The sequence below is a fragment of the Aquabacter sp. L1I39 genome (assembly GCF_017742835.1).
Taxonomy (GTDB): Bacteria; Pseudomonadota; Alphaproteobacteria; order Rhizobiales; family Xanthobacteraceae; genus L1I39.
Window position 1 is genome coordinate 5,148,320 of the sequence record NZ_CP072392.1, and the last position, 19,156, is coordinate 5,167,475.

A 19,156-nucleotide genomic window follows, 5' to 3' on the forward strand; every position below is an offset into this window, starting at 1 on the left:
CGCGCCAGAGCGGCATCAGGGATTAGATCATGGCCAAGGCTGCAACCATCAAGATCAAGCTTCTGTCCAGCGCGGACACGGGCGTGTTCTATGTGACCAAGAAGAATTCTCGCACCAAGACCGATAAGCTGGTGTTGAAGAAGTACGACCCGGTCGCCAAGAAGCACGTCGAGTTCCGGGAAACCAAGATCAAGTGATCTGGAGCGGCCTCATATAGGCTGCACCCGAAGCACGATTTTAGGGCGCCCTCGGGGCGCCCTTTTTGTTTGACCGGCCGTCACGCCTTATCCGCGTCCAAAAGCATCCTTGTGCCGCAAAAAAGTACGGCCGGGACAAAGCCCGGCCGCATCTGATTACCTGAAAGGAAGAAGCGAGCTTCCGGCCTCTGCTCAGAGGCCAGCCACATACTGGCTGGGATCCACCGGCTGGGAACCCTTGCGAATCTCGAAGTGCAGTTGCGGCGTGGTCACCCCACCCGTCTGCCCCGCCTTGGCGATGATCTGGCCCCGGCGAATGGTGTCGCCCTTCTTCACCATCAGCTCGCTGTTATGGGCATAGGCGGTGACATAGCCGTCGGCGTGCTTGATCAGCACCAGATTGCCGTAACCCTTCAGCTCGTTGCCGGCATAGGCGACAGTACCGTCCTCGGCAGCGCGCACAGCGGTGCCTTCCGGCACGGCGAAGTTCACGCCATCGTTGCGGGCACCGCCCGGCTTCGGCCCGAAGCCCGAGATGACGCGACCACGGACGGGGGCGCGGAACTGCGGTCCCGAGCCGGGCGCACGGGGAGCGTCCTCTGCCTCTTCGGCGGCGGCGGTCTTGGTGGCGGTGGCCGTCGTCGACTTAGCGGGAGCGGCAGGAGCGGTGGCCGCTGCGATGGATGTGGGCGCGGCCGCCGCTGCGGGAGCCGGCGTAGCCGAGGCTGCGGGAACCGAACCAGGCTTTGTGGCGGGCTTAGCCGGCTGAAGCGTGGACGCCAGCGTGGGCGCGGCCTGAAGCGTCGGCGTTTGCGCAGGAATGGCAGGCGCAGGTTGGGACGCGGCCACCGGCGCGGGCGCAGTCACAACGGAGGGCTTAGCCGGAGTGGGCGCCGGGCGGATCTGAGCCAGATTGCCGGACGCACCCGGCGGCACGATCAGGGTCTGGCCCACGCGCAGCATCGCATCCTGCGAAATGCCGTTGACGCTCGCCAGATGGGCCGGCGTGGTGTTGTAGCTGCGCGCGATGGAGGTCAAAGTCTCGCCACCCACAACCACATGGGTCGCACCGGCAGGCTGACGAGGCACCGAGGTGGAGCCATAGGGCGGCGCGGTATTGTAGGCAGCGGTGCCCGAAAGCGGCTGGGCTGCCGGCGCTGTCGGGGCGGCATAGGCGGTGGGCGGCGCGCCCGCCGCCACACCCAGCGGTTCGCCACCGATGGGAGCGGAATCCACGCGGCCAGTAGGAGCTGCGCCGAGCGAGCCGGTCACCTCTTGGGAAGCCACCTGCTGACCCGCAACGGGAGATGAGAGAGAGGCGAAGCGGGCAGAGTCGGAGCTGCAGGCCGCAAGCGCAGTTGACAGCATTGCGGCAAAGGCAAGCTTTGCCAGGACGCTGGATCCGAGAGTCTTGCAGGAAGAAAGCATGTGGCCGTACTCGCACGCTACGAACGTGGAGCGAGTTAAGGATGCCAACCGTAAACGGGCGCTTAAACGCAGCGGCATTGTGGCTTTTCCCCACATCTGTTGCAGCGACGCAACAGATGGCCCGTCCTATTGAAGGGCGGGAGGCGTCGTGACGAGCTCTCCGGTGGAGCGCGCGGTGCTGCTGACGCTGGTGCCCAAATGCTCCACTTGCGCCCCAAGATTGTCGCGGGTCGCCGGGTCGAACACTGCCACCGGCGCGGAAATGACGACGCCAGCGGCCGTTCCGATGCTGGAGGCCGCTCCCGCCGTCACCTGAATGATGCGGTCGCCTATGCCCTCGCGCCCATCGGTCATGACCTGCCCCTGCGCGAGGCGCGCGCCGATCATCTGCACCACGTCCGGGCTTTCGGCGAACTTGCCGTGATTGAGCTGGTCACCGGTGTTCAGCTTGGTCAGGTCCAGGACGGTAATCTTGTTGGTGATGAATTCCGAACGGTAGGGCTCGCTCTCCGGATCCACTTGCCCGAGCCGGGCGACCCCGCCCCAGACCTGCTTGGACACTTGCAGCGCGCGGTCATCCTGCGAGACGAAGATCGTCAGGTTTGGACGCGGGCGCCCGAGATCGGCGAGTTGGGTGCGGAAAATGTCCACGTCCACATCCGGCGCGGCGAGCATCACATTTTTGATCTTGGGGTAGACTCGCTTGTTGCGGATGGCCATCTGGCGCAGTGACTCCAGCGTCACCCAATTGCCCATGGAATGGGCGAGGATGGAGATTTCCCCCACATTCGGGTCCGTGGCGAGGAGGGTGAGCAGCTTTTCCAGGGCATCGCGGGAATAGCTGGCGCTTTCCCGGTCATAGCCATAAGCGAGGAGATTTCCGCGGGACGGCCAGGTGAAGAGCACGGGCACCACGTCGGCACGGGAATCGTGGACGATCTGAGCGAAGCGGAAGACCGCATCCTCGAAGCGATTATTGTAGCCGTGGATGAAGACCAGGACCTGCCGGCGGGGCGTCCGCGCGATCCGGCGGTCAAACCACTGCCGCGCAACCTTGCTATCCACCACGTCAGCCCGCAAGGTGACGAAATCGGTTGCCGGATTGCCGGGCACCGATTTCGGCCATTGGACGTCGCCGATCTTGCGGGCGCTGTCGGGGGGAATGGAAACTGTGATCTCGGCAAAAGAGGGATCGGTGCCCCGCTCTCCCGAATACATGTCCAGCCCCTTGGAGCGGGCGCGGGTGGTGGCAACAATCATTTCGACGGTGCTGGCGCCCGGGACCGTGGCCTCCACCGGGACCAGCACGCCAGGCGGCCTCCCGCCGCAGGCGGCGAGGAACAGGGGCAACAGCATCAACGCAAGAGCGCGATAAGCCCGAGGGCCGGTGCAGCATTTCAAGGCATAACGCTCCGACAGCACCGCCCGGACCAGCCGGGCGCACCCCCGAAGGTTCGATAGCGAAGCCCGCTCGCGGTTTCAATGCATAAGGCCATCCTCGCCCGCGCCTCGTCACCCAGGGGCAAGGCTAGAGAATCCCGGCGAGCCCGGGCGTGAGCGGTGCAAACCGCACCGGCATCAAGGCGGTGCCGGACAGGCCCGAGGGGGTCTTCACAAAGCGCATGAGCGTCTGGATACCGTCCGCATCGCCGATGGGGGCGACCAGCACGCCCTCGGGCCGCAATTGCGCCACGAGGCCTTCCGGAACCGCCCGCACGGAGGCCGTCACCAGGATGCGATCATAGGGGGCACGCACCGCAAGCCCGGATCGCCCATCGGCATGAAAGGCGGACACGTTGTGGAGAGAGAGCACGCCGAAACGCACCTGCGCCTCCACCACCAGGCCGCAATAGCGATCAAGTGTAACCACTTCGGAGGCAAGCTGGGACAGAACGGCAGCGTGATAGCCGGAGCCTGTTCCCACCTCCAAGACCCGATGGGCAGCATTCACGCTGAGCGCCTCGGTCATGGTCGCCACCACCGTGGGCTGGGACATGGTCTGGCCGCAGGCAATGGGGAGTGCCACATCGAGATAGGCAAGCGGTCGCAAGGCCGGGTCCACGAATAGCGCGCGCGGCACCAGCTCCATGGCGCGCAGCACCATGACGCTCTGCACCCCGCGATGACGCAGGCCGAGCACGAAGGCCGCGCGCTCCCTCTTCTCGGCCTCGGAATCCGTCATCATGCCCACTCCTTGCAGGCGCAAGCCTAGCAGGATTTCGACGCAGCCGTCGCCGGCGCCTGCCCCTTGCGCAGGGAAAGGCGCTCGGTCACCTTCCCCGCCATGCGCCCCACCCTTCTCGACCCCCTGTTCGCGCCGATCACCGCCCTCAAGGGCATTGGTCCGAAGCTAGAGCGCCCGTTTGCCCGCCTGCTGAACAGGGACGCTCCGCGGGTGCTCGATCTCCTCTTCCATATGCCGTCGAGCTTCGTCGACCGTCGTGCCCGCCCGACCATTGCCGATGCAATTCCAGAGACCGACGTGACGCTGAAGGTGACGGTGGAAGCCCATTATCCCCCGGCCCCAGGTCGGCGCGCGCCCCATCGCACCCTGGTGGCGGACCAGACCGGTGACCTCACGGTGGTGCATTTCAACGTCGAGGCCGGCCGCATCGAGCGCCTGTTGCCGCTCGGGGCAACGCGCTGGCTCTGCGGGCGGATTTCGCTGTTCGACGGAATGCGCCAGATGGCCCATCCCGACCGCATCTTGGACGAAGCGGGCTTCGCGAAGCTGCCGGCGATCGAACCGGTCTATCCATTGGTGGAGGGGCTCGCGGGCGGCTATGTGCGCCGTGCGCTGGACGGCGCCCTGGCCCGCATCCCCGCTCTGCCGGAACTGCTCCCCGCCGCGCTCGTCGCAGCGCAGGGCTGGCCGGACTTCGCGACCGCCCTCGCGCGCCTGCACCACCCAAAGAATCCCATCGATGCGCTGCCTTCCGGCGCGCCTTGGCGGCGCCTGGCTTTCCAGGAATTGCTGGCGCATCAGATCACCCTTGCCCTGGTGCGCAGCCGCCAGAGCCGGGCGGGCGGGCGGTCCAGCGTGGGCGACGGGCGGCTGACGCGCCAAATCCTCGCCGCCCTGCCTTTCGCGCTCACCGAGGCCCAGGGCCAGGCACTCGCGCAAATCCGCGCCGACATCCGCTCCGACAAGGCGATGCTGCGGCTGCTTCAGGGGGATGTGGGTTCCGGCAAGACAGTGGTGGGCCTCCTGGCGGCGGCCGAGGTCGCGGAGGCGGGTCGACAGACCGCGCTCATGGCTCCCACCGAAATCCTCGCCCGCCAGCATTACGAGACCATCGCACCCATCGCCGCTGCTGCGGGCCTCGCCACAGCCGTTCTGACCGGGCGCGAGAAGGGACGTGCCCGAGAGGTGATTCTCAAGGATCTGGCGGAGGGGCGGACGCATCTGGTCGTAGGCACTCACGCCTTGATCCAGCCGGACGTGGTCTTCGCCGACCTCGCGCTTGCCATCGTGGACGAGCAGCATCGCTTCGGCGTGGAGCAACGCCTCTCGCTGGCCCGCAAGGGGCCGGCCACCGACATGCTGCTGATGACGGCCACGCCAATTCCCCGCACGCTGGTTCTCACGCTCTTTGGTGACATGGACCACAGCGAACTGCGCCAGAAACCACCCGGGCGGCAGCCCGTGGACACCCGCGCCGTCTCGCTTGATCGCCTGGACGAAGTGGTCCACGGCCTTGGCCGCGCGCTGCGGGCAGGGGCGCAGGTCTATTGGATCTGCCCTTTGGTGGAGGAGAGCGACGTCTCTGACCTCGCCGCCGCCAGCGAACGGGCCGAAACCCTGCGCCAGGTGTTCGGCGACACCGTCGGCCTGGTCCATGGCCGGATGAGCGGGGCCGAGAAGGACAAGGTCATGGCCCGCTTCCAGAGCGGCGAACTTCGCGTGCTGGTGGCAACCACGGTGGTCGAGGTGGGGGTGAACGTGCCCAGTGCCACGTTGATGGTCATCGAACATGCGGAGCGGTTCGGTCTTGCCCAGTTGCATCAGTTGCGTGGTCGCGTGGGGCGCGGCAGCAAGGCGTCCACCTGCCTCCTACTCTATCGCGGGCCTTTGAGCGAAACCGCCAAGGCGCGCCTTGCCATTCTGCGCGAGAGCGAGGACGGGTTTGCCATCGCTGAGGAGGACCTGCGCCTGCGCGGCGAGGGTGATGTGCTCGGCACCCGCCAGAGCGGCTTTCCCGGCTTCGGCATCGCCCGGCTGGAGATGCATGCGGACCTGGTGGCCACCGCGCGGGCGGTGGCACACGAGACGGTCCAGGCGGATCCGGAGCTCGAATCCCCTGCCTCCATGCCCATGCGCCTGCTGCTCCACCTGCACGACAGCAACGCAACGATGCGCTTGCTCTCGGCGGGATGAAGGTTCAAACGACACACATGCAAGTGCTATGGCAGAGGACCCTGTTCGGGGTCGGCGTGCTGTTCCTGATCATTGGGGCCATCGGCATGGTGGTGCCGATGCTGCCGGGAACCGTGTTCCTGATTCTTGCCGCCTGGTGCTTCGCCCGTTCCTCACCCCGTTTCGAGGCGTGGCTGCTGAACCACCGTTATCTCGGCCCGAGCGTTCGCCGCTGGCAGGAGACGGGCGCCATACCCTTGCCCGTCAAGCTGCTCGCCCTGACTAGCTTTGTCGGCACCTGGACGGGCTCGTGGTATTTCGGCGCACCCGAGGCCGTTCTGATCGGCCTCGGTCTCCTGTTCGCAGCCCTGGCGGTCTTCATGATCACCCGGCCGAACGAATGAGATTCACTCGACGGTGACGGACTTGGCAAGGTTGCGGGGCTGATCCACATCAGTGCCCATGATGACCGCCGTGTGATAGGCGATGAGCTGCACCGGCACTGCATAAACCAGCGGTGCGACTGTGGCCGGCATTTCCGGCAGGATGAGTTTCTGTACCGCGTTCACATTGGCAAGGCGCGCGCCTTCCGGATCGGTCAGAAGGATGATCCGCCCCCCGCGCGCGGCGACCTCCTCCATGTTCGACACGGTCTTCTCGAAGATGCGGTCGTGCGGGGCGATGACCACCACGGGCATGGTCTCGTCGATGAGGGCGATGGGTCCGTGCTTGAGCTCACCGCCCGCATAGCCTTCGGCGTGGATGTAGGAGATTTCCTTGAGCTTCAGCGCGCCCTCGAGCGCCAGCGGATAATTGGTGCCGCGTCCCAGATAGAGCACGTCCCGCGCCTTTGCGAGGGTCCGCGACAGCATTTCGATCTCGGGGCTGAGCTTGAGCGCCTCGGTCATGAGGCGCGGCACTTCCATCATCGCCCGCACCAGGCGCTGCTCGTCCTCGCGCGAGAGCAGTCCCTTCGCACGACCGAGTGCGACCGACAGAGCCGCCAGGGTGGCGAGCTGGCAGGTGAACGCCTTAGTGGAGGCCACACCGATCTCGGGTCCCGCCAGGGTCGGCAGCACCACGTCCGCCTCGCGGGCGATGGTGGACGTGGGCACATTGACCACCGCTACGGTCTTCTGCCCGCATTCCTTGGCATAGCGCAGCGAGGCCAGGGTATCGGCGGTCTCGCCGGACTGGGAAATGACCACAGTTACCCCGCCGGGCGGCAGAGGCGTCTCGCGATAACGGAATTCGGAGGCGATATCCGTGCTCACCGGAAGGCGCGAGAACCGCTCGAACCAGTATTCGGCCACCGAGCCCGCATAGAGCGCTGTGCCGCAGGCGGTGATGGAAATGTGCTGGATGTCGGCAAGCTCAAACGGAAGCTCAGGTAGCGCGACCTTCTCTTCGGCAAGGTCCAGATAATGCGCGAAGGTATGCGCCACGACTTCCGGCTGCTCGTAGATTTCCTTTGCCATGAAATGGCGGTGATTGCCCTTGTCCACCAGCAGTGCGCCCGCGGGCACCCGCACGGAAGGGCGATGGACCACCTCGCCCTCGGCATTGCGGATGACAGCGCCCTCACGCGTCAGCACCGCCCAGTCGCCTTCTTCCAGATAGGTGATGAGATCGGTGAACGGCCCGAGCGCGATGGCATCGGAGCCCAGGAACATCTCGCCGCCGCCATAGCCGATGGCCAAAGGCGAGCCGCGCCGCGCGGCGATCAGGAGGTCGTCCTTGCCATTGAACAGGAAAGCGAGCGCGAAGGCGCCCTTGAGCCGAGGGAGCACGGCACCCACTGCCGCCACAGGGTCCTTCCCGGCAACCAGTTCCCGATCCACCAGGTGAGCGACCACTTCCGTATCGGTGTCCGACAAGAAATGAACCCCAGCGGCCTCCAACTCGAGCTTGAGCTCGCGGAAATTCTCGATGATGCCGTTATGCACGACGGCCACCCGCTTTGCGGCGTGGGGATGCGCGTTGCGCTCGGAGGGCTTGCCGTGGGTCGCCCAGCGGGTGTGGCCGATGCCGGAATGGCCCGCGAGTGGGTGCCGGAACAGCTTGTGCTCCAGGTTCCGCAGCTTGCCTTCAGCCCGGCAGATGGCGAGGTGGCCGCTCTCCAGCGTGGCGATTCCGGCCGAATCATAGCCGCGATACTCAAGCCGCCGAAGCGACTCCACCAGCTTGTCCGCCACCGGTCCCTTGCCGAGAATGCCCACGATGCCGCACATGCCGGTCGCGCTCCGTCGATCCCTGAAATATGGTCTTGTCCTCGCCGACGAGGCGGACCCCATCCGGCTTCAGACTGGCTCTAGCACGACCGTGACGCAGTGCATCAATCACTTCGTTTGTCGTAATTTCTCAAGCCTTACTTCGCCTTCTCCCGGCTCTTGCGGGCATGGAAGTCGGCCGCCCAACCCGGCTTCACGACCTGTCGTCCGCGGGCTAGGGCGAGCGCATCGGCGGGGACGTCGTCGGTGATCACAGACCCGGTCCCCACATAAGCGCCCGCCCCAACGGTGACGGGGGCGACAAGCGCGGTGTTGACACCGATGAAGGCACCGGCACCGATCTCGGTGCGTGACTTGACGTAACCGTCATAGTTGCAGGTGATGGTCCCGGCACCGAGATTGCTGTCGGCTCCCACATGCGCATCCCCCACATAAGACAGGTGATTGATCTTCACCCCCTTTTCGAGGTGAGCGGCCTTGGTCTCCACGAAATTGCCGATGCGCACGCCCTCCTCCAGGTGGGAGCCAGGACGCAGGCGGGCATAGGGGCCGATATTGACGCCCCGTTCCAGCCGCGCGCCTTCAAGATGGGAGAAGGCATGAATGGTCACGTCGTCGCCGACCGTGACCCCCGGCCCGAACACCACATGAGGCTCCACAACCACGTCTCGGCCGAGGCGCGTGTCGGCGCAGAAAAAGACCGTCTCCGGGGCCACCAGCGTGGCGCCGCCGGCCATGGCCGCAAGGCGCAGGCGCTTCTGCAGGATCGCCTCCGCCTCGGCCAGTTGCACGCGGCTGTTCACGCCGACAACGTCATCGACGACCGTCTGCGTGGCCACCGCGTCCAGGCCCCGGGCGTTGGCGATCTCGACGACGTCCGTGAGGTAATACTCACCCTTGAGATTGTCGTTGCCGATCCCCTCCAGCAGAGGCAAGGCATGAGCGCCCGCGAGGGCCATCAGCCCACCATTGCAGAAATCGATGAGGCGCTCAGAAGGGCTAGCCTCCTTGTCCTCGCGAATGGCGATGAGCGCATCGCCATCTGTGATGAGGCGACCGTACCCGCTCGGATCTGCGGGACGGAAGCCCAGCGCCGCCACCGCCGCCCCTTGAGCCAAGGGCGCCCGCAGGGCTGCCAACGTCTCGGGACGCACCAGCGGCGTATCGGCGTAGAGAATGAGCACGTCGTCCACCGGCTCCGCCAGGGCCTCACGGGCGGCGAGCACGGCATGGGCGGTGCCAAGGCGCTCTGTCTGCACGAACACCCGGGCTCCGGGTACAATGCGCTGCGCCTCGTCCGCCACATCCGCGCGATCGGGACCGACCACCACCGCCACCTTGTCGGCGCCGAGTGCCTGCGTCGCCGCCAGGACATGATGCAGCATGGACCGGCCGGCGATCTTGTGCAGCACCTTCGGCAGGCGCGAGGCCATGCGAGTACCTTCACCGGCTGCCAGAATCACCACGAGCAGGCTGCGTTGCGTCATCACCACCCCCTGATCCAGGCCGCCCGTGCGGGACGCGCCATGGCGACCGTGAAAACTGCGGCCGCGATCCGCTGGCTATTACCGCGCCGGGATGCGCCCGAAAAGACGGCCCCTGCCCCGGCAATTGCGCCGGACCCGCGCCAGTGGCATTGAAGGGGCCGTTCCGATCGGAGACAGCCCGTGGACAAGAGCAGCTTCCGCCCCGGCCCGAAGGCCCTGAACTGGCTCATCGCCCTCACCATGGGCGCCACCGGCTGGGCGCTCTATGTGCGCTATCTTGTCATCGAGCCGTCAGTGGTGGGCCTGGCCTGCGAGGCGGGCCTCCAGACCATGACTTGCCGCATGCGGTCCGTGGTGATCGCCCTGTTCGGATGGTCCGTGTTCGGAGGGTTGGCCCTGGCAGCTGCGCTGATTCAGCTGGTGCGGCCCTCGGTCCCCATGCTGGCTGCGGGCCTCGTTTTCAGCGGCATCGGTCTTGTCCTCTATAACAACCTGGCGGCTGCGGTCGCCACAATGCTGCTTATCCTCTCCCTCGCCCGCCCCGGACGCGCCACACCGTAAGGGCAAGCGCCAGTGACAGGAGGCCAAACCAGGCCGCCTGCCAGTTCTGGAGCGTCTCGTTCAGCGGCACATAGATGCCGGCGGCCAAGAGGCCGAAGAGCGCGATCTGCTCTGCCATTCCCGATCCTTCACTCACCGGGGGGCGTACGAAGCACAAGGTGAGCATCGCCAGCACCGGCGGCGTGAGGGGGAAGTAGGGGAAATCCTTGTAGCGCGGGTCGAACACCAGCTCGAGCGCCGTCTCGCCCACTGCGAGCAAGGTCAGGGCCAACAGGCTTGCACCGACCACCGTGCCCCAGGTCGCCCCGCGCCGGTACCCGCCATTGAGGGCGAAGGCGAGCGGATGGAGCCGCGTACCACTGGCCATAAGCGCCGGGATCGCCAGCGTTGCGGCGAGGGACAGGGCCAGGAAAGCGCTATTGCGGGTCCAGCCGACCCAACCAAGGCTTTCCAGCGGCAGATGGGACAGGGTGCCGCCAATGGTCGCCCCGCCGGCGAGCGCGATAACAGCAACGCCGATCCATTCGCCCGTCGAAGGTGTGCGGGCGGCGCGGCGCGCGGCCCACAGCGCACTGCCAAAGGCCGCACCGGCCAGGACCACGCCGGCAAGCCCCTGGATCACCCAGCGCGGATGATCGCTCACCGGCTGGCCCCAATGGAATTTTTGCTGACGGCTGCCAGCATCAATGAGGCCCCAATGGCCGCCCACCGTACCCTCGTTGCGCCGCTTCCAGGGCTGATCAAAGGCCTCGATTACGTTGACGCGGTAGCCCTTTTCCTTCGCCAGGCGCACCACCTCGTGCATCACCAGCGCCTGGTCGGAAAGGGAAGGCAACGCGCCCTCGCGCATGCGCCCCGCACTCGGCCAGCCGGTCTCACCGATCAATATCTCCTTGCCGGGAAACTGGTCCGCCACATGTTGCCGGATATGGTCGATATGGCGCCCGGCCTCGGCCGCGGAGACGGGCAGGTCCTCCCAGTAGGGCAGGATGTGCACGGTCACGAAGTCCACGTCTCCCGCGAGCGCCTTGGCCCGCTCCCAGAACTCCCACACATCCGCATAGGTCACGTCAACGCCGCCCGCACGGGCCTTGACGTCCTTGAGAATGGCCGAAATGTCGGCGGCGGAAAGCTCGCCGCGCAGCATCACCTCATTGCCCACCACCAGAGCGGATATGGTATCAGGATACGCACGCGCGAGCGCGATGCCGGCGTCGATTTCCTGCTTGTTCTTGGCCTGATCCGAGCCCAGCCAAATGCCCTGAAGCACCTTCAGTCCGTGCTTGCGGGCAAGCGGCGCGACCTTGTCGAGCCCCAGCTCCACGGCATAGGTGCGCACACACGAGGTGATCTTGGACAGCTGCGCCAGATCCTCGTCGATCTGCGCCTCTGGAATGATGGTGGAGCGATCGAGGGGCGACTGTCCGTCGCGGAAGGGCGCGTAGGACACGCAGGGCAGCTTTTCCCCGGCGGCCAGCGGCGACGGCGGCATCGCCACCGGCCAGCCCATCCAGGCCCAGAGCGCGACCACGACCAGGGCGACAGACAGGAACAGAAACGCCGGCAACCGAAGGAAATACGCCATGGCCGAACCGCCTCCTCACCCCAGGCTGGGATGCGACATAGCGGCTTAGGCCACACCTGTGAAGCACCGCAACAACGTCCGCACACGGAACCGCACGGGCGGCGCTGCCGTCATGCTGACAAATTCTCTACATTCTTCTAAGTTCGCGTCGCGGAAAGATTTCCGTTCCCCGCCTACCAAACTCATGGCCGTCATGGACCGTCTTCGTTTCGCGCTTCTTGCGGGCGCCCTCCTTCTCGGCTGCGCCAGCCCGCTGGCCGCCCAGTCCAATCCCGATCAGAAGCCGCCCCAGCAGGAGCAGCTGACACCTGAGCAGCAGGCTGCCCGGGAGGCCCAGCGCCGTTCCGTGGAAGAGTTTGCCGAGGCGGCCAAACTGCTGCCCGGCGCTGCGGGTCAGCCCGAATGCGTGTGGACAGGTCGGCGCATCGCCACGCTGCTGTGGCGTGACGATATCGACACTGCCCGCCGTCACCTGGAGCTCTATGAGCGCTTTGGCTGCCCCACCGAGCACCTGAAGCTGGCCTTCCGGTGCCTGGTGCGCCAGGGCAACATCGATCCAAAAACGCAAGAGCGCCTGCCCGGCCGGGTTCAGCAGTGTTGGGTTAATCCCGACTATGTTGCTGCACCTGCGCAATAATTAGATCATGGCGCCGCCCCGGCGGCGCCGAACGTCTGCCACAGTCAGCATTTACCTCTTGTTATGAGAGGTTTAGAGTCTCGATGCAGCGCCAGAGAAAGCGGGCGCTGCCGACCGTTGGGGGCAGGTCGAAAGGGTGTCCCGTGACTTCCGGTTGGAACCGTCGCCGGAGGTCAGCGTTCACGGTTCGAATCCCTTCTGGTGGGTCTTGCCATGCGTCCCGGGCTGGCTGCTGCGGCAGCAATCATTGCGGTTGTGACTGGGTTCCACGCCGCGGTGTGGTACTCCTTGCGTCCTCAGGCGAGCGCTCCGGCGATCACCGAGCGCTTCGCGTCCCTTTCTTTCGCGCCCTACAGCCGCGATGTCCGGCACCCTGACAAGGGTCCGCCGGTGACGGCGAAGCAGATCCGCTCCGACGTTGATGCGGTGGCCGATTACACGAAGGCGATCCGTACCTATTCCTCCACGGGTGGGTTGGAGCTGATCCCATCCATTGCCGCCGAACGCGGCCTGCGGGTGTCCGTGGGCGCCTGGATTGACAAGGACGAGACCCGCAACGCGCTTGAGATCCAGAACGCGGTCGGGCTCGCCAAGCAGAATTCCAACGTGGACGCCCTGGTGGTCGGCAACGAGACCATCTTCCGCGGCGAAAAGAGCGCCGAGGAGATGGCCGAGCTGATCCGCAAGGTAAAGCGCCAGACCAACGTGCCCGTCACCACTGGCGAGATCTGGAACGTCTGGCTCGACCATCCCGAACTGGTGTCGGCCGTGGACTTCATCGCCGCCCACATCCTGCCCTATTGGGAAGGCGTGCCGGCCGAGCAGGTGGTCGACCGATCCATCGACATCTATAATCGCCTGCGCGCCGCCTATCCTGGGAAGCGGATCGTCATCGCCGAGTTTGGCTGGCCGAGCGCCGGCTATAATCGCGACGCGGCCGTTCCCGGTGAACTTGCCCAGGCGGATGTGATCCGCACCTTCACCACACGCGCCGACGCTCTGGGGATCGACTACAACATCATCGAGGCCTTCGATGCCCCGTGGAAGAGCTTCGAAGGCTCGGTGGGTCAGTATTGGGGCGTGTTCGACGCGGATCGCCACCTGAAGTTCTCGCTGTCCGGTCCGCTCACCGCGAAGACCTATCAGCGCACAGCCATACTCGCGCTCTTGCTCGGCATCGCCTTCTGCCTGCCCATGCTGCGCCTCGGCCCGATGACGGCCTCCCAGGGCCTGGTGCTCGGCGCCGCTGCCAATGGCGTTGGCGCATGGATCGCCATCGTGGTGGACTATTGGGCGACCCATTATGTGACCGGCGGCAATTTCGTCACCCTGGTCATTAGCTTGGCGCTGCTCGGGCCGCTGGTTGTTGTGCTGCTCTATCGTGTGGAAGAGCTCTCTGCCATTGCGTTCGGCCGCAATCCCACGCGGCTGGTGGACATGCGTCCCCGCAGCACTTCGGGCCGTCACCCTAAGGTGTCCATCCACATCCCGGCCTATCGAGAGCCGCCGGAGATGCTCAAGCAGACGCTTGACGCCGTCGCGCGCCTGGAATGGCCCAACCTTGAATGCATCGTGGTGCTCAACAACACGCCCGACCCGGCGATGGTGGAGCCCATCCGCGCCCATTGCGAGGCCCTGGGCACGCGATTCAAGTTCCTGAACATTGAGAAGATGTCGGGCTTCAAGGCGGGCGCCCTGCGCATCGCCATGGAGCACACCGCTCCCGATGCCGAGATCATCGGGGTCATCGACGCGGACTATGTGGTGCATCCCGACTGGCTGAAGGACCTGGTTCCGGTGTTCGAGGACCCCACTGTGGGCCTCGTCCAGGCGCCGCAGGATCACCGCGACGGCCATGTCAGCCCCATGCATGAAGCGATGAATGCCGAGTATGCCGGCTTCTTCGACATCGGCATGGTGCAACGGAACGAGGACGACGCCATCGTCGTCCACGGCACCATGTGCCTCATTCGCCGCGCCGCCATGGTGGAGGCCGGCTCCTGGTCGTCCGACACCATTTGCGAGGACACCGACCTTGGTCTGTCCATCGCCGAGAATGGCTGGAAGACCCACTATACCCGCCGCCGCTATGGCTGGGGCCTGCTGCCGGACACCTTCGAGGCATTCAAGAAGCAGCGTCACCGCTGGGCCTATGGTGGCTTCCAGATCATCCGCAAGCACTGGTCGCGCTTCCTGCCCAACCGCTCGCGCCTGACCACCGCCCAGCGTCGGCACTTCCTGCTCGGCTGGGTGTCCTGGCTTGGGGCTGAGTCGATCGGTGCCCTGGCGGCGGTTCTCTCCCTGCTGTTCGTGCCGTTCGTGCTCGCGCTTGGAATCGCCGTGCCGGCTTACGTGCTGACCTTCCCCATCATTGCGACCTTCGCGGTCTATGTGCTGCACTTCGTCGCGCTCTACCGTCTGCGGGTGGCGACAACCCCGCTGCGCATGCTGGGTGCCGCCATCGCCGCCATGGCGGTTCAGTTCACGGTGGCGAAGGCAGTGGTGGACGGCTTCCGCTACAAGGACCTTGCCTTCGCTCGCACAGCCAAGGGTGGCAACTGGCTGGCAGGCGCGGCCCGGTCCTTCCCCGCCCTGCCCGAGGCGGTGGTCGGCACGGCGTTGCTGATCAGCGGCATCGGCCTCCATATGACCAACTGGCATGTGGTGCGGGAAGTGGACCTTTATGCGCTGGCGCTGGTGATCCAGAGCCTGCCGTTCCTTTCGGCCGCCATCATCGGCCTTGCGGAGCATTCCCGGCTCAACGACTTCGCCATGTGGCGGGCGCTGCGGGCACGCCTCACGGCTCTCCCCCGCCGCCTGCGGGCGAGCCAGCCGCCGTCTGCGCTGGCCGATTGATGCGCTGCATCTGACGTCGCACGCTTCGGAAAGCCCGGCTCTCGCCGGGCTTTCTGCTTTTTTGAACCGTGACCGAGTTTCACGTTTCAGCTAAGGCCTGGTCGCCTTGACGTCGCGTCCACAACAGTTTCGCCGGCAACCCTTCCGCATTCGCGCAAATTCACCGCCCCATGCCGCCAAGTCGGGCACGGTCATGCTTGCGGCAGAAATGGGGACGGTTTACGACTGCCCACCGAGACCCTTCGCAGTCGCGAAAGTGGTACCATACGCCCAGACAATAGATGGGAGACCTCATGGCCACCACAACACAGTCCGGTGTCACGTCGGCTCAGCTGACGATCGGTGAGAAGAGCTGGGATTTCCCGGTCAACGGGGGCACCATCGGCCCGGATGTGGTCGACATCTCCAAGCTGTACGGCCAGACCGGGATCTTCACCTACGATCCCGGCTTTACCTCCACGGCGTCCTGCGAAAGCAAGATCACCTATATCGATGGCGATGCGGGCGTCCTGCTTTATCGCGGCTATCCCATCGAGCAGCTCGCCGAGAATGGCGACTTCCTTGAGACCTGTTATCTGCTGCTGTACGGGGAACTTCCCACCGCCGCCCAGAAGGCCGATTTCGATCATTCCGTGACCCGTCACACGATGGTTCACGACCAGATGAACCGCTTCTTCCAGGGCTTCCGCCGCGATGCCCATCCGATGGCGGTCATGGTGGCCTCGGTCGGCGCGCTGTCGGCCTTCTATCACGACTCGACCGACATCTCCGACCCGCAGCAGCGCCTCATTGCGTCCATCCGCATGATCGCGAAGATGCCGACGCTGGCAGCGATGGCTTACAAGTACACGATCGGCCAGCCGTTCGTTTACCCGAAGAATGACCTCGCCTATACGGCGAACTTCCTGAACATGTGCTTCGCCGTTCCGTGCGAGGAGTACAAGGTCTCCCCGACGCTCTCCCGCGCGCTGGATAAGATCTTCATCCTGCACGCTGATCACGAGCAGAACGCCTCCACCTCCACCGTGCGTCTGGCCGGCTCTTCGGGCGCCAACCCGTTTGCCTGCATTGCGGCCGGCATTGCCTGCCTGTGGGGCCCCGCCCATGGCGGCGCCAACGAGGCGGCGCTGAAGATGCTCACCGAGATCGGCCGTCCCGAGCGCATTCCGGAGTTCGTGAACCGCGCCAAGGACAAGAACGATCCGTTCCGGCTCATGGGCTTCGGCCACCGGGTCTACAAGAATTATGACCCGCGCGCGAAGATCATGCAGCAGACCTGTCATGAAGTGCTGAGCGAGCTCGGCATCAAGGACGATCCGCTGCTCGACGTGGCCGTGGAACTGGAGCGTGTGGCCCTTCACGATGAATATTTCATCGAGAAGAAGCTCTATCCGAACATCGATTTCTATTCCGGCATCACACTGAAGGCGATGGGCTTCCCCACCTCCATGTTCACGGTGCTGTTCGCCCTGGCCCGCACCGTGGGCTGGATCGGCCAGTGGAAGGAAATGATCGAGGATCCGAGCCAGCGCATCGGCCGTCCCCGCCAGCTTTATACCGGCGCCGCGCAGCGGGACTATGTCCCGATGTCCAAGCGCAAGTGAGAGCGCCAGGGCCGAAGGCAAGCTGACACGCGCAGCCACCTTCGCCCCGTCGTCGCAACACGACGGACGACGTGAATGAATGAGAAAGGCCCGGAGCAATCCGGGCCTTTTCCTTTTGTGACCCTCTGGCGCCCAAGGCAATTTCAGTGACGGGCGCGCTCAGCCACCAATTCAAGGACCGCCCGCGCCGCCCGTTCACTTGGGTGCGCTTCCAGGGTGCCGAAGATACCGTCAAGCTTCCGGAACGCCTCTTCCTGGCGCTGACGGGCCTCGCCATCCGCAAGCACCGAGCCAAGTGCCTCCGCCAGCTTCTGCGGCGTGCAGTCGTGCTGGAGGAACTCGGGAACCGCATTCTCACCGAGCACCAGATTGGGAAGAATGACGCTCGGGATGGTGAGGATATAGGGTGCGATCACCGCCTCCCAACCGGCCACGCGATACGCTGCAACCGTCGGCACCCCCGCCAGCGCCAGTTCCAGGGTCACGGTTCCCGACGCCGCCAGAGCGGCGCGCGCCGTGCGGAAGGCGGCATATTTGTCTTTTTCGTCGGTGAGAATCCGTGGCTGCACCGGCCATGACGTGGTCAGCGCTTCGATCTGCGCCAAGCGTCGGGGCAAGGTGGGCAGCACGAACTCGACATCATGGCTTCGCGCGACTTCGCCGAGCGCAGCTCCGAACACCGCTCCCAGCCGCTCGACCTCGCTGCGGCGGCTGCCCGGCAATACCAGCACCCGCGCCGGCAATGCGGAGCGCCGCGCCAGCTCTGCCGGCGATGGCCGCAAATCGCCCAGCCGCTCGAGCAGAGGATGCCCCACATAGAGCGTCGGGGGGCCACCCAGGCGCTCGTGCACCTGTGGCTCGAAGGGGAGCAGCGCCAGGAGTCGATCGATGGACGGTCGCATGGCGCGCGCACGCCCGGGTCGCCACGCCCACACCGTCGGCGAGACATATTTGACGATAGCAATGTCCGGTGCCCGGCGACGCACGCGGTCGGCCACACGGTGAGTGAAGTCGGGCGCATCCACCAGCACCAAAACATCCGGCTTGGCCGCGCAGATCGCGTCCACCGTCTCCCCCAAGCGGCGCAGAATGAGAGGCAGTTTGCCGAGCACCTGCCCGAAGCCGATGGCCGTGAGATCATCCATGGGATAGCGGCTGGTGAGCCCAGCCGCTGCCATGCGCGGCCCGCCGACGCCCTCGAAAGCCGCGCCGTGGGGCGCCAGCCGCAGGAGGCTTTCCATAAGGGCGCCCCCGAGCTGATCGCCCGATTCCTCTCCGGCGACGATGAAGACCCGCAGCGGACGGGCCGGCAGCGCCATCAGACGTCCCCCGTCAGCGGGACGCCCATGAGAAACAGGCCGGCCCCATCTGCCGCCCCGATCATCTCCTGCGGATCCGGCACGATGGCGCCGCCGGCCTCAAAGGCGATTCCCGCAAGGCCCGCTGCGACTGCACCACGAACCGTGGCGGCTCCAACCGAGGGCAAGTCCACGCGCCGATCCTGCCCCGGCTTAGGCGCCTTCACCAGCACGCCTCGGCCGGCAGGGAAGCGCAATCGGCCGCTCGCGCGCAAGGATCCATAGCGGGACAGCATCGCGTCCGTGCCCTCCGCAGCTTCCACAGCGGCGACGAAACGGTCCACCACAATGACCCCCTGCCCCACATCGTAAGGGCCAAGGGCCCGGATGACTTCGAGGCCGAGGGCAACATCCATCCGATCCTTCTCGGCGGGCGCAATGCCGCCCAGCACGCCCTGCGGAAGCAAAAGCGACGGAACGGCCTCGTGGGCGCCGATCAAGGTAAAGCCCTGCTCCGCCACCAATTGAAGCACACCGGAGAGCAGGTGATTATCCCCGCCCCGGAACAGGCGGGCAATGCGCGGCAAGAGGCGCACCATGGTCCAGTCGAGGCCGAGATCCCGGACGCGCGGACGGGTGAGGTTGCCGACCATGACAACCTCCCGTACACCGGCCGCCCTCGCCTTGCTCGTCACGATGCCGAGCGAACCGAGCTTGAACCAATGATGGGGAAACCGCTCCAGCGCAGGATCGGCGAAGCCCTGCATCAGGAACAGCACAACGGGACGTCCGCCGGCGAGAACCGATTCCGCCACTGCTGCAGGAAAAGCACCGCCGCCAGCGACGATGCCGAGCGGGCCGACGCCGGAAAGAGATCGTGCCGCCCCCGCGCGGGGCGCAGGGGCCGCATCCATT

15 protein-coding genes are annotated in these 19,156 nt (G+C 65.7%); 7 read left to right on the plus strand and 8 right to left on the minus strand.

Annotation, left to right across the window (positions count from 1 at the left end):
- Nucleotides 1-29: 29 nt before the first annotated feature.
- Nucleotides 30-197, plus strand: coding sequence for a 50S ribosomal protein L33 (gene rpmG, locus J5J86_RS23220; protein ID WP_132033308.1), 168 nt, complete (start codon nucleotides 30-32; stop codon nucleotides 195-197).
- A gap of 192 nt (nucleotides 198-389) precedes the next feature.
- On the opposite strand, the gene J5J86_RS23225 is transcribed toward rpmG, so the two are convergent.
- The 3 genes from J5J86_RS23225 to J5J86_RS23235 form a co-directional block, all read right to left on the minus strand.
- Complete coding sequence (locus J5J86_RS23225; RefSeq protein WP_247657787.1) at nucleotides 390-1,484, minus strand: M23 family metallopeptidase; 1,095 nt, start codon at nucleotides 1,482-1,484, stop codon at nucleotides 390-392.
- Between the two features lie 267 nt (nucleotides 1,485-1,751).
- The gene (locus J5J86_RS23230; RefSeq protein ID WP_209102548.1) at nucleotides 1,752-2,981 is read right to left on the minus strand and encodes an alpha/beta hydrolase; all 1,230 of its coding nucleotides are present in this window, start codon (nucleotides 2,979-2,981) and stop codon (nucleotides 1,752-1,754) included.
- Nucleotides 2,982-3,153: 172 nt separating this feature from the next.
- Nucleotides 3,154-3,810: a protein-L-isoaspartate(D-aspartate) O-methyltransferase gene (locus J5J86_RS23235; protein ID WP_446698642.1), complete on the minus strand. Its 657-nt coding sequence runs from the start codon at nucleotides 3,808-3,810 to the stop codon at nucleotides 3,154-3,156.
- A 99-nt stretch (nucleotides 3,811-3,909) separates the two neighbouring features.
- Between J5J86_RS23235 and recG the strand changes: the two genes are divergently transcribed.
- Both recG and J5J86_RS23245 read left to right on the plus strand, forming a co-directional pair.
- Nucleotides 3,910-6,003, plus strand: a complete 2,094-nt coding sequence (gene recG, locus J5J86_RS23240; protein ID WP_209105516.1) for an ATP-dependent DNA helicase RecG — start codon at nucleotides 3,910-3,912, stop codon at nucleotides 6,001-6,003.
- Between the two features lie 17 nt (nucleotides 6,004-6,020).
- On the plus strand, nucleotides 6,021-6,386 hold the full coding sequence (locus J5J86_RS23245; protein ID WP_247657789.1) for a YbaN family protein: 366 nt from the start codon (nucleotides 6,021-6,023) through the stop codon (nucleotides 6,384-6,386).
- 3 nt (nucleotides 6,387-6,389) lie between these two features.
- On the opposite strand, the gene glmS is transcribed toward J5J86_RS23245, so the two are convergent.
- Both glmS and glmU read right to left on the minus strand, forming a co-directional pair.
- Entirely contained in the window at nucleotides 6,390-8,213 is a 1,824-nt protein-coding gene (gene glmS / locus J5J86_RS23250; RefSeq protein WP_209102550.1) for a glutamine--fructose-6-phosphate transaminase (isomerizing), read from the minus strand.
- A 137-nt stretch (nucleotides 8,214-8,350) separates the two neighbouring features.
- The gene (glmU, locus tag J5J86_RS23255; RefSeq protein WP_209102552.1) at nucleotides 8,351-9,700 is read right to left on the minus strand and encodes a bifunctional UDP-N-acetylglucosamine diphosphorylase/glucosamine-1-phosphate N-acetyltransferase GlmU; all 1,350 of its coding nucleotides are present in this window, start codon (nucleotides 9,698-9,700) and stop codon (nucleotides 8,351-8,353) included.
- Nucleotides 9,701-9,880: 180 nt separating this feature from the next.
- On the opposite strand from glmU, the gene J5J86_RS23260 reads away from it, so the two are divergent.
- Entirely contained in the window at nucleotides 9,881-10,261 is a 381-nt protein-coding gene (locus tag J5J86_RS23260) for a hypothetical protein (protein ID WP_247657791.1), read from the plus strand.
- Here J5J86_RS23260 and J5J86_RS23265 read toward each other — a convergent pair.
- Nucleotides 10,221-11,846 carry a glycoside hydrolase family 17 protein gene (locus tag J5J86_RS23265; protein ID WP_209102553.1) on the minus strand — a complete coding sequence of 542 codons (1,626 nt, stop codon included), beginning with the start codon at nucleotides 11,844-11,846 and terminating at the stop codon, nucleotides 10,221-10,223. The genes J5J86_RS23260 and J5J86_RS23265 overlap by 41 nt on opposite strands.
- Nucleotides 11,847-12,039: 193 nt before the next feature.
- Between J5J86_RS23265 and J5J86_RS23270 the strand changes: the two genes are divergently transcribed.
- The 3 genes from J5J86_RS23270 (at nucleotide 12,040) to gltA (ending at nucleotide 16,943) form a co-directional block, all read left to right on the plus strand.
- Nucleotides 12,040-12,483, plus strand: coding sequence for a hypothetical protein (locus J5J86_RS23270; RefSeq protein WP_446698643.1), 444 nt, complete (start codon nucleotides 12,040-12,042; stop codon nucleotides 12,481-12,483).
- Between the two features lie 213 nt (nucleotides 12,484-12,696).
- Complete coding sequence (locus tag J5J86_RS23275; protein ID WP_209102555.1) at nucleotides 12,697-15,339, plus strand: glycosyltransferase; 2,643 nt, start codon at nucleotides 12,697-12,699, stop codon at nucleotides 15,337-15,339.
- Nucleotides 15,340-15,632: 293 nt separating this feature from the next.
- Nucleotides 15,633-16,943, plus strand: a complete 1,311-nt coding sequence (gene gltA / locus J5J86_RS23280) for a citrate synthase (protein ID WP_209102557.1) — start codon at nucleotides 15,633-15,635, stop codon at nucleotides 16,941-16,943.
- A gap of 143 nt (nucleotides 16,944-17,086) precedes the next feature.
- Here gltA and lpxB read toward each other — a convergent pair whose 3' ends face one another.
- Together lpxB and J5J86_RS23290 are read right to left on the minus strand one after the other, a co-directional pair.
- Nucleotides 17,087-18,262 carry a lipid-A-disaccharide synthase gene (gene lpxB, locus J5J86_RS23285; RefSeq protein WP_209102559.1) on the minus strand — a complete coding sequence of 392 codons (1,176 nt, stop codon included), beginning with the start codon at nucleotides 18,260-18,262 and terminating at the stop codon, nucleotides 17,087-17,089.
- The gene (locus tag J5J86_RS23290; protein WP_209102561.1) at nucleotides 18,262-19,155 is read right to left on the minus strand and encodes an LpxI family protein; all 894 of its coding nucleotides are present in this window, start codon (nucleotides 19,153-19,155) and stop codon (nucleotides 18,262-18,264) included. The genes lpxB and J5J86_RS23290 overlap by 1 nt, the downstream gene beginning before the upstream one ends.
- Nucleotide 19,156: the final 1 nt, after the last annotated feature.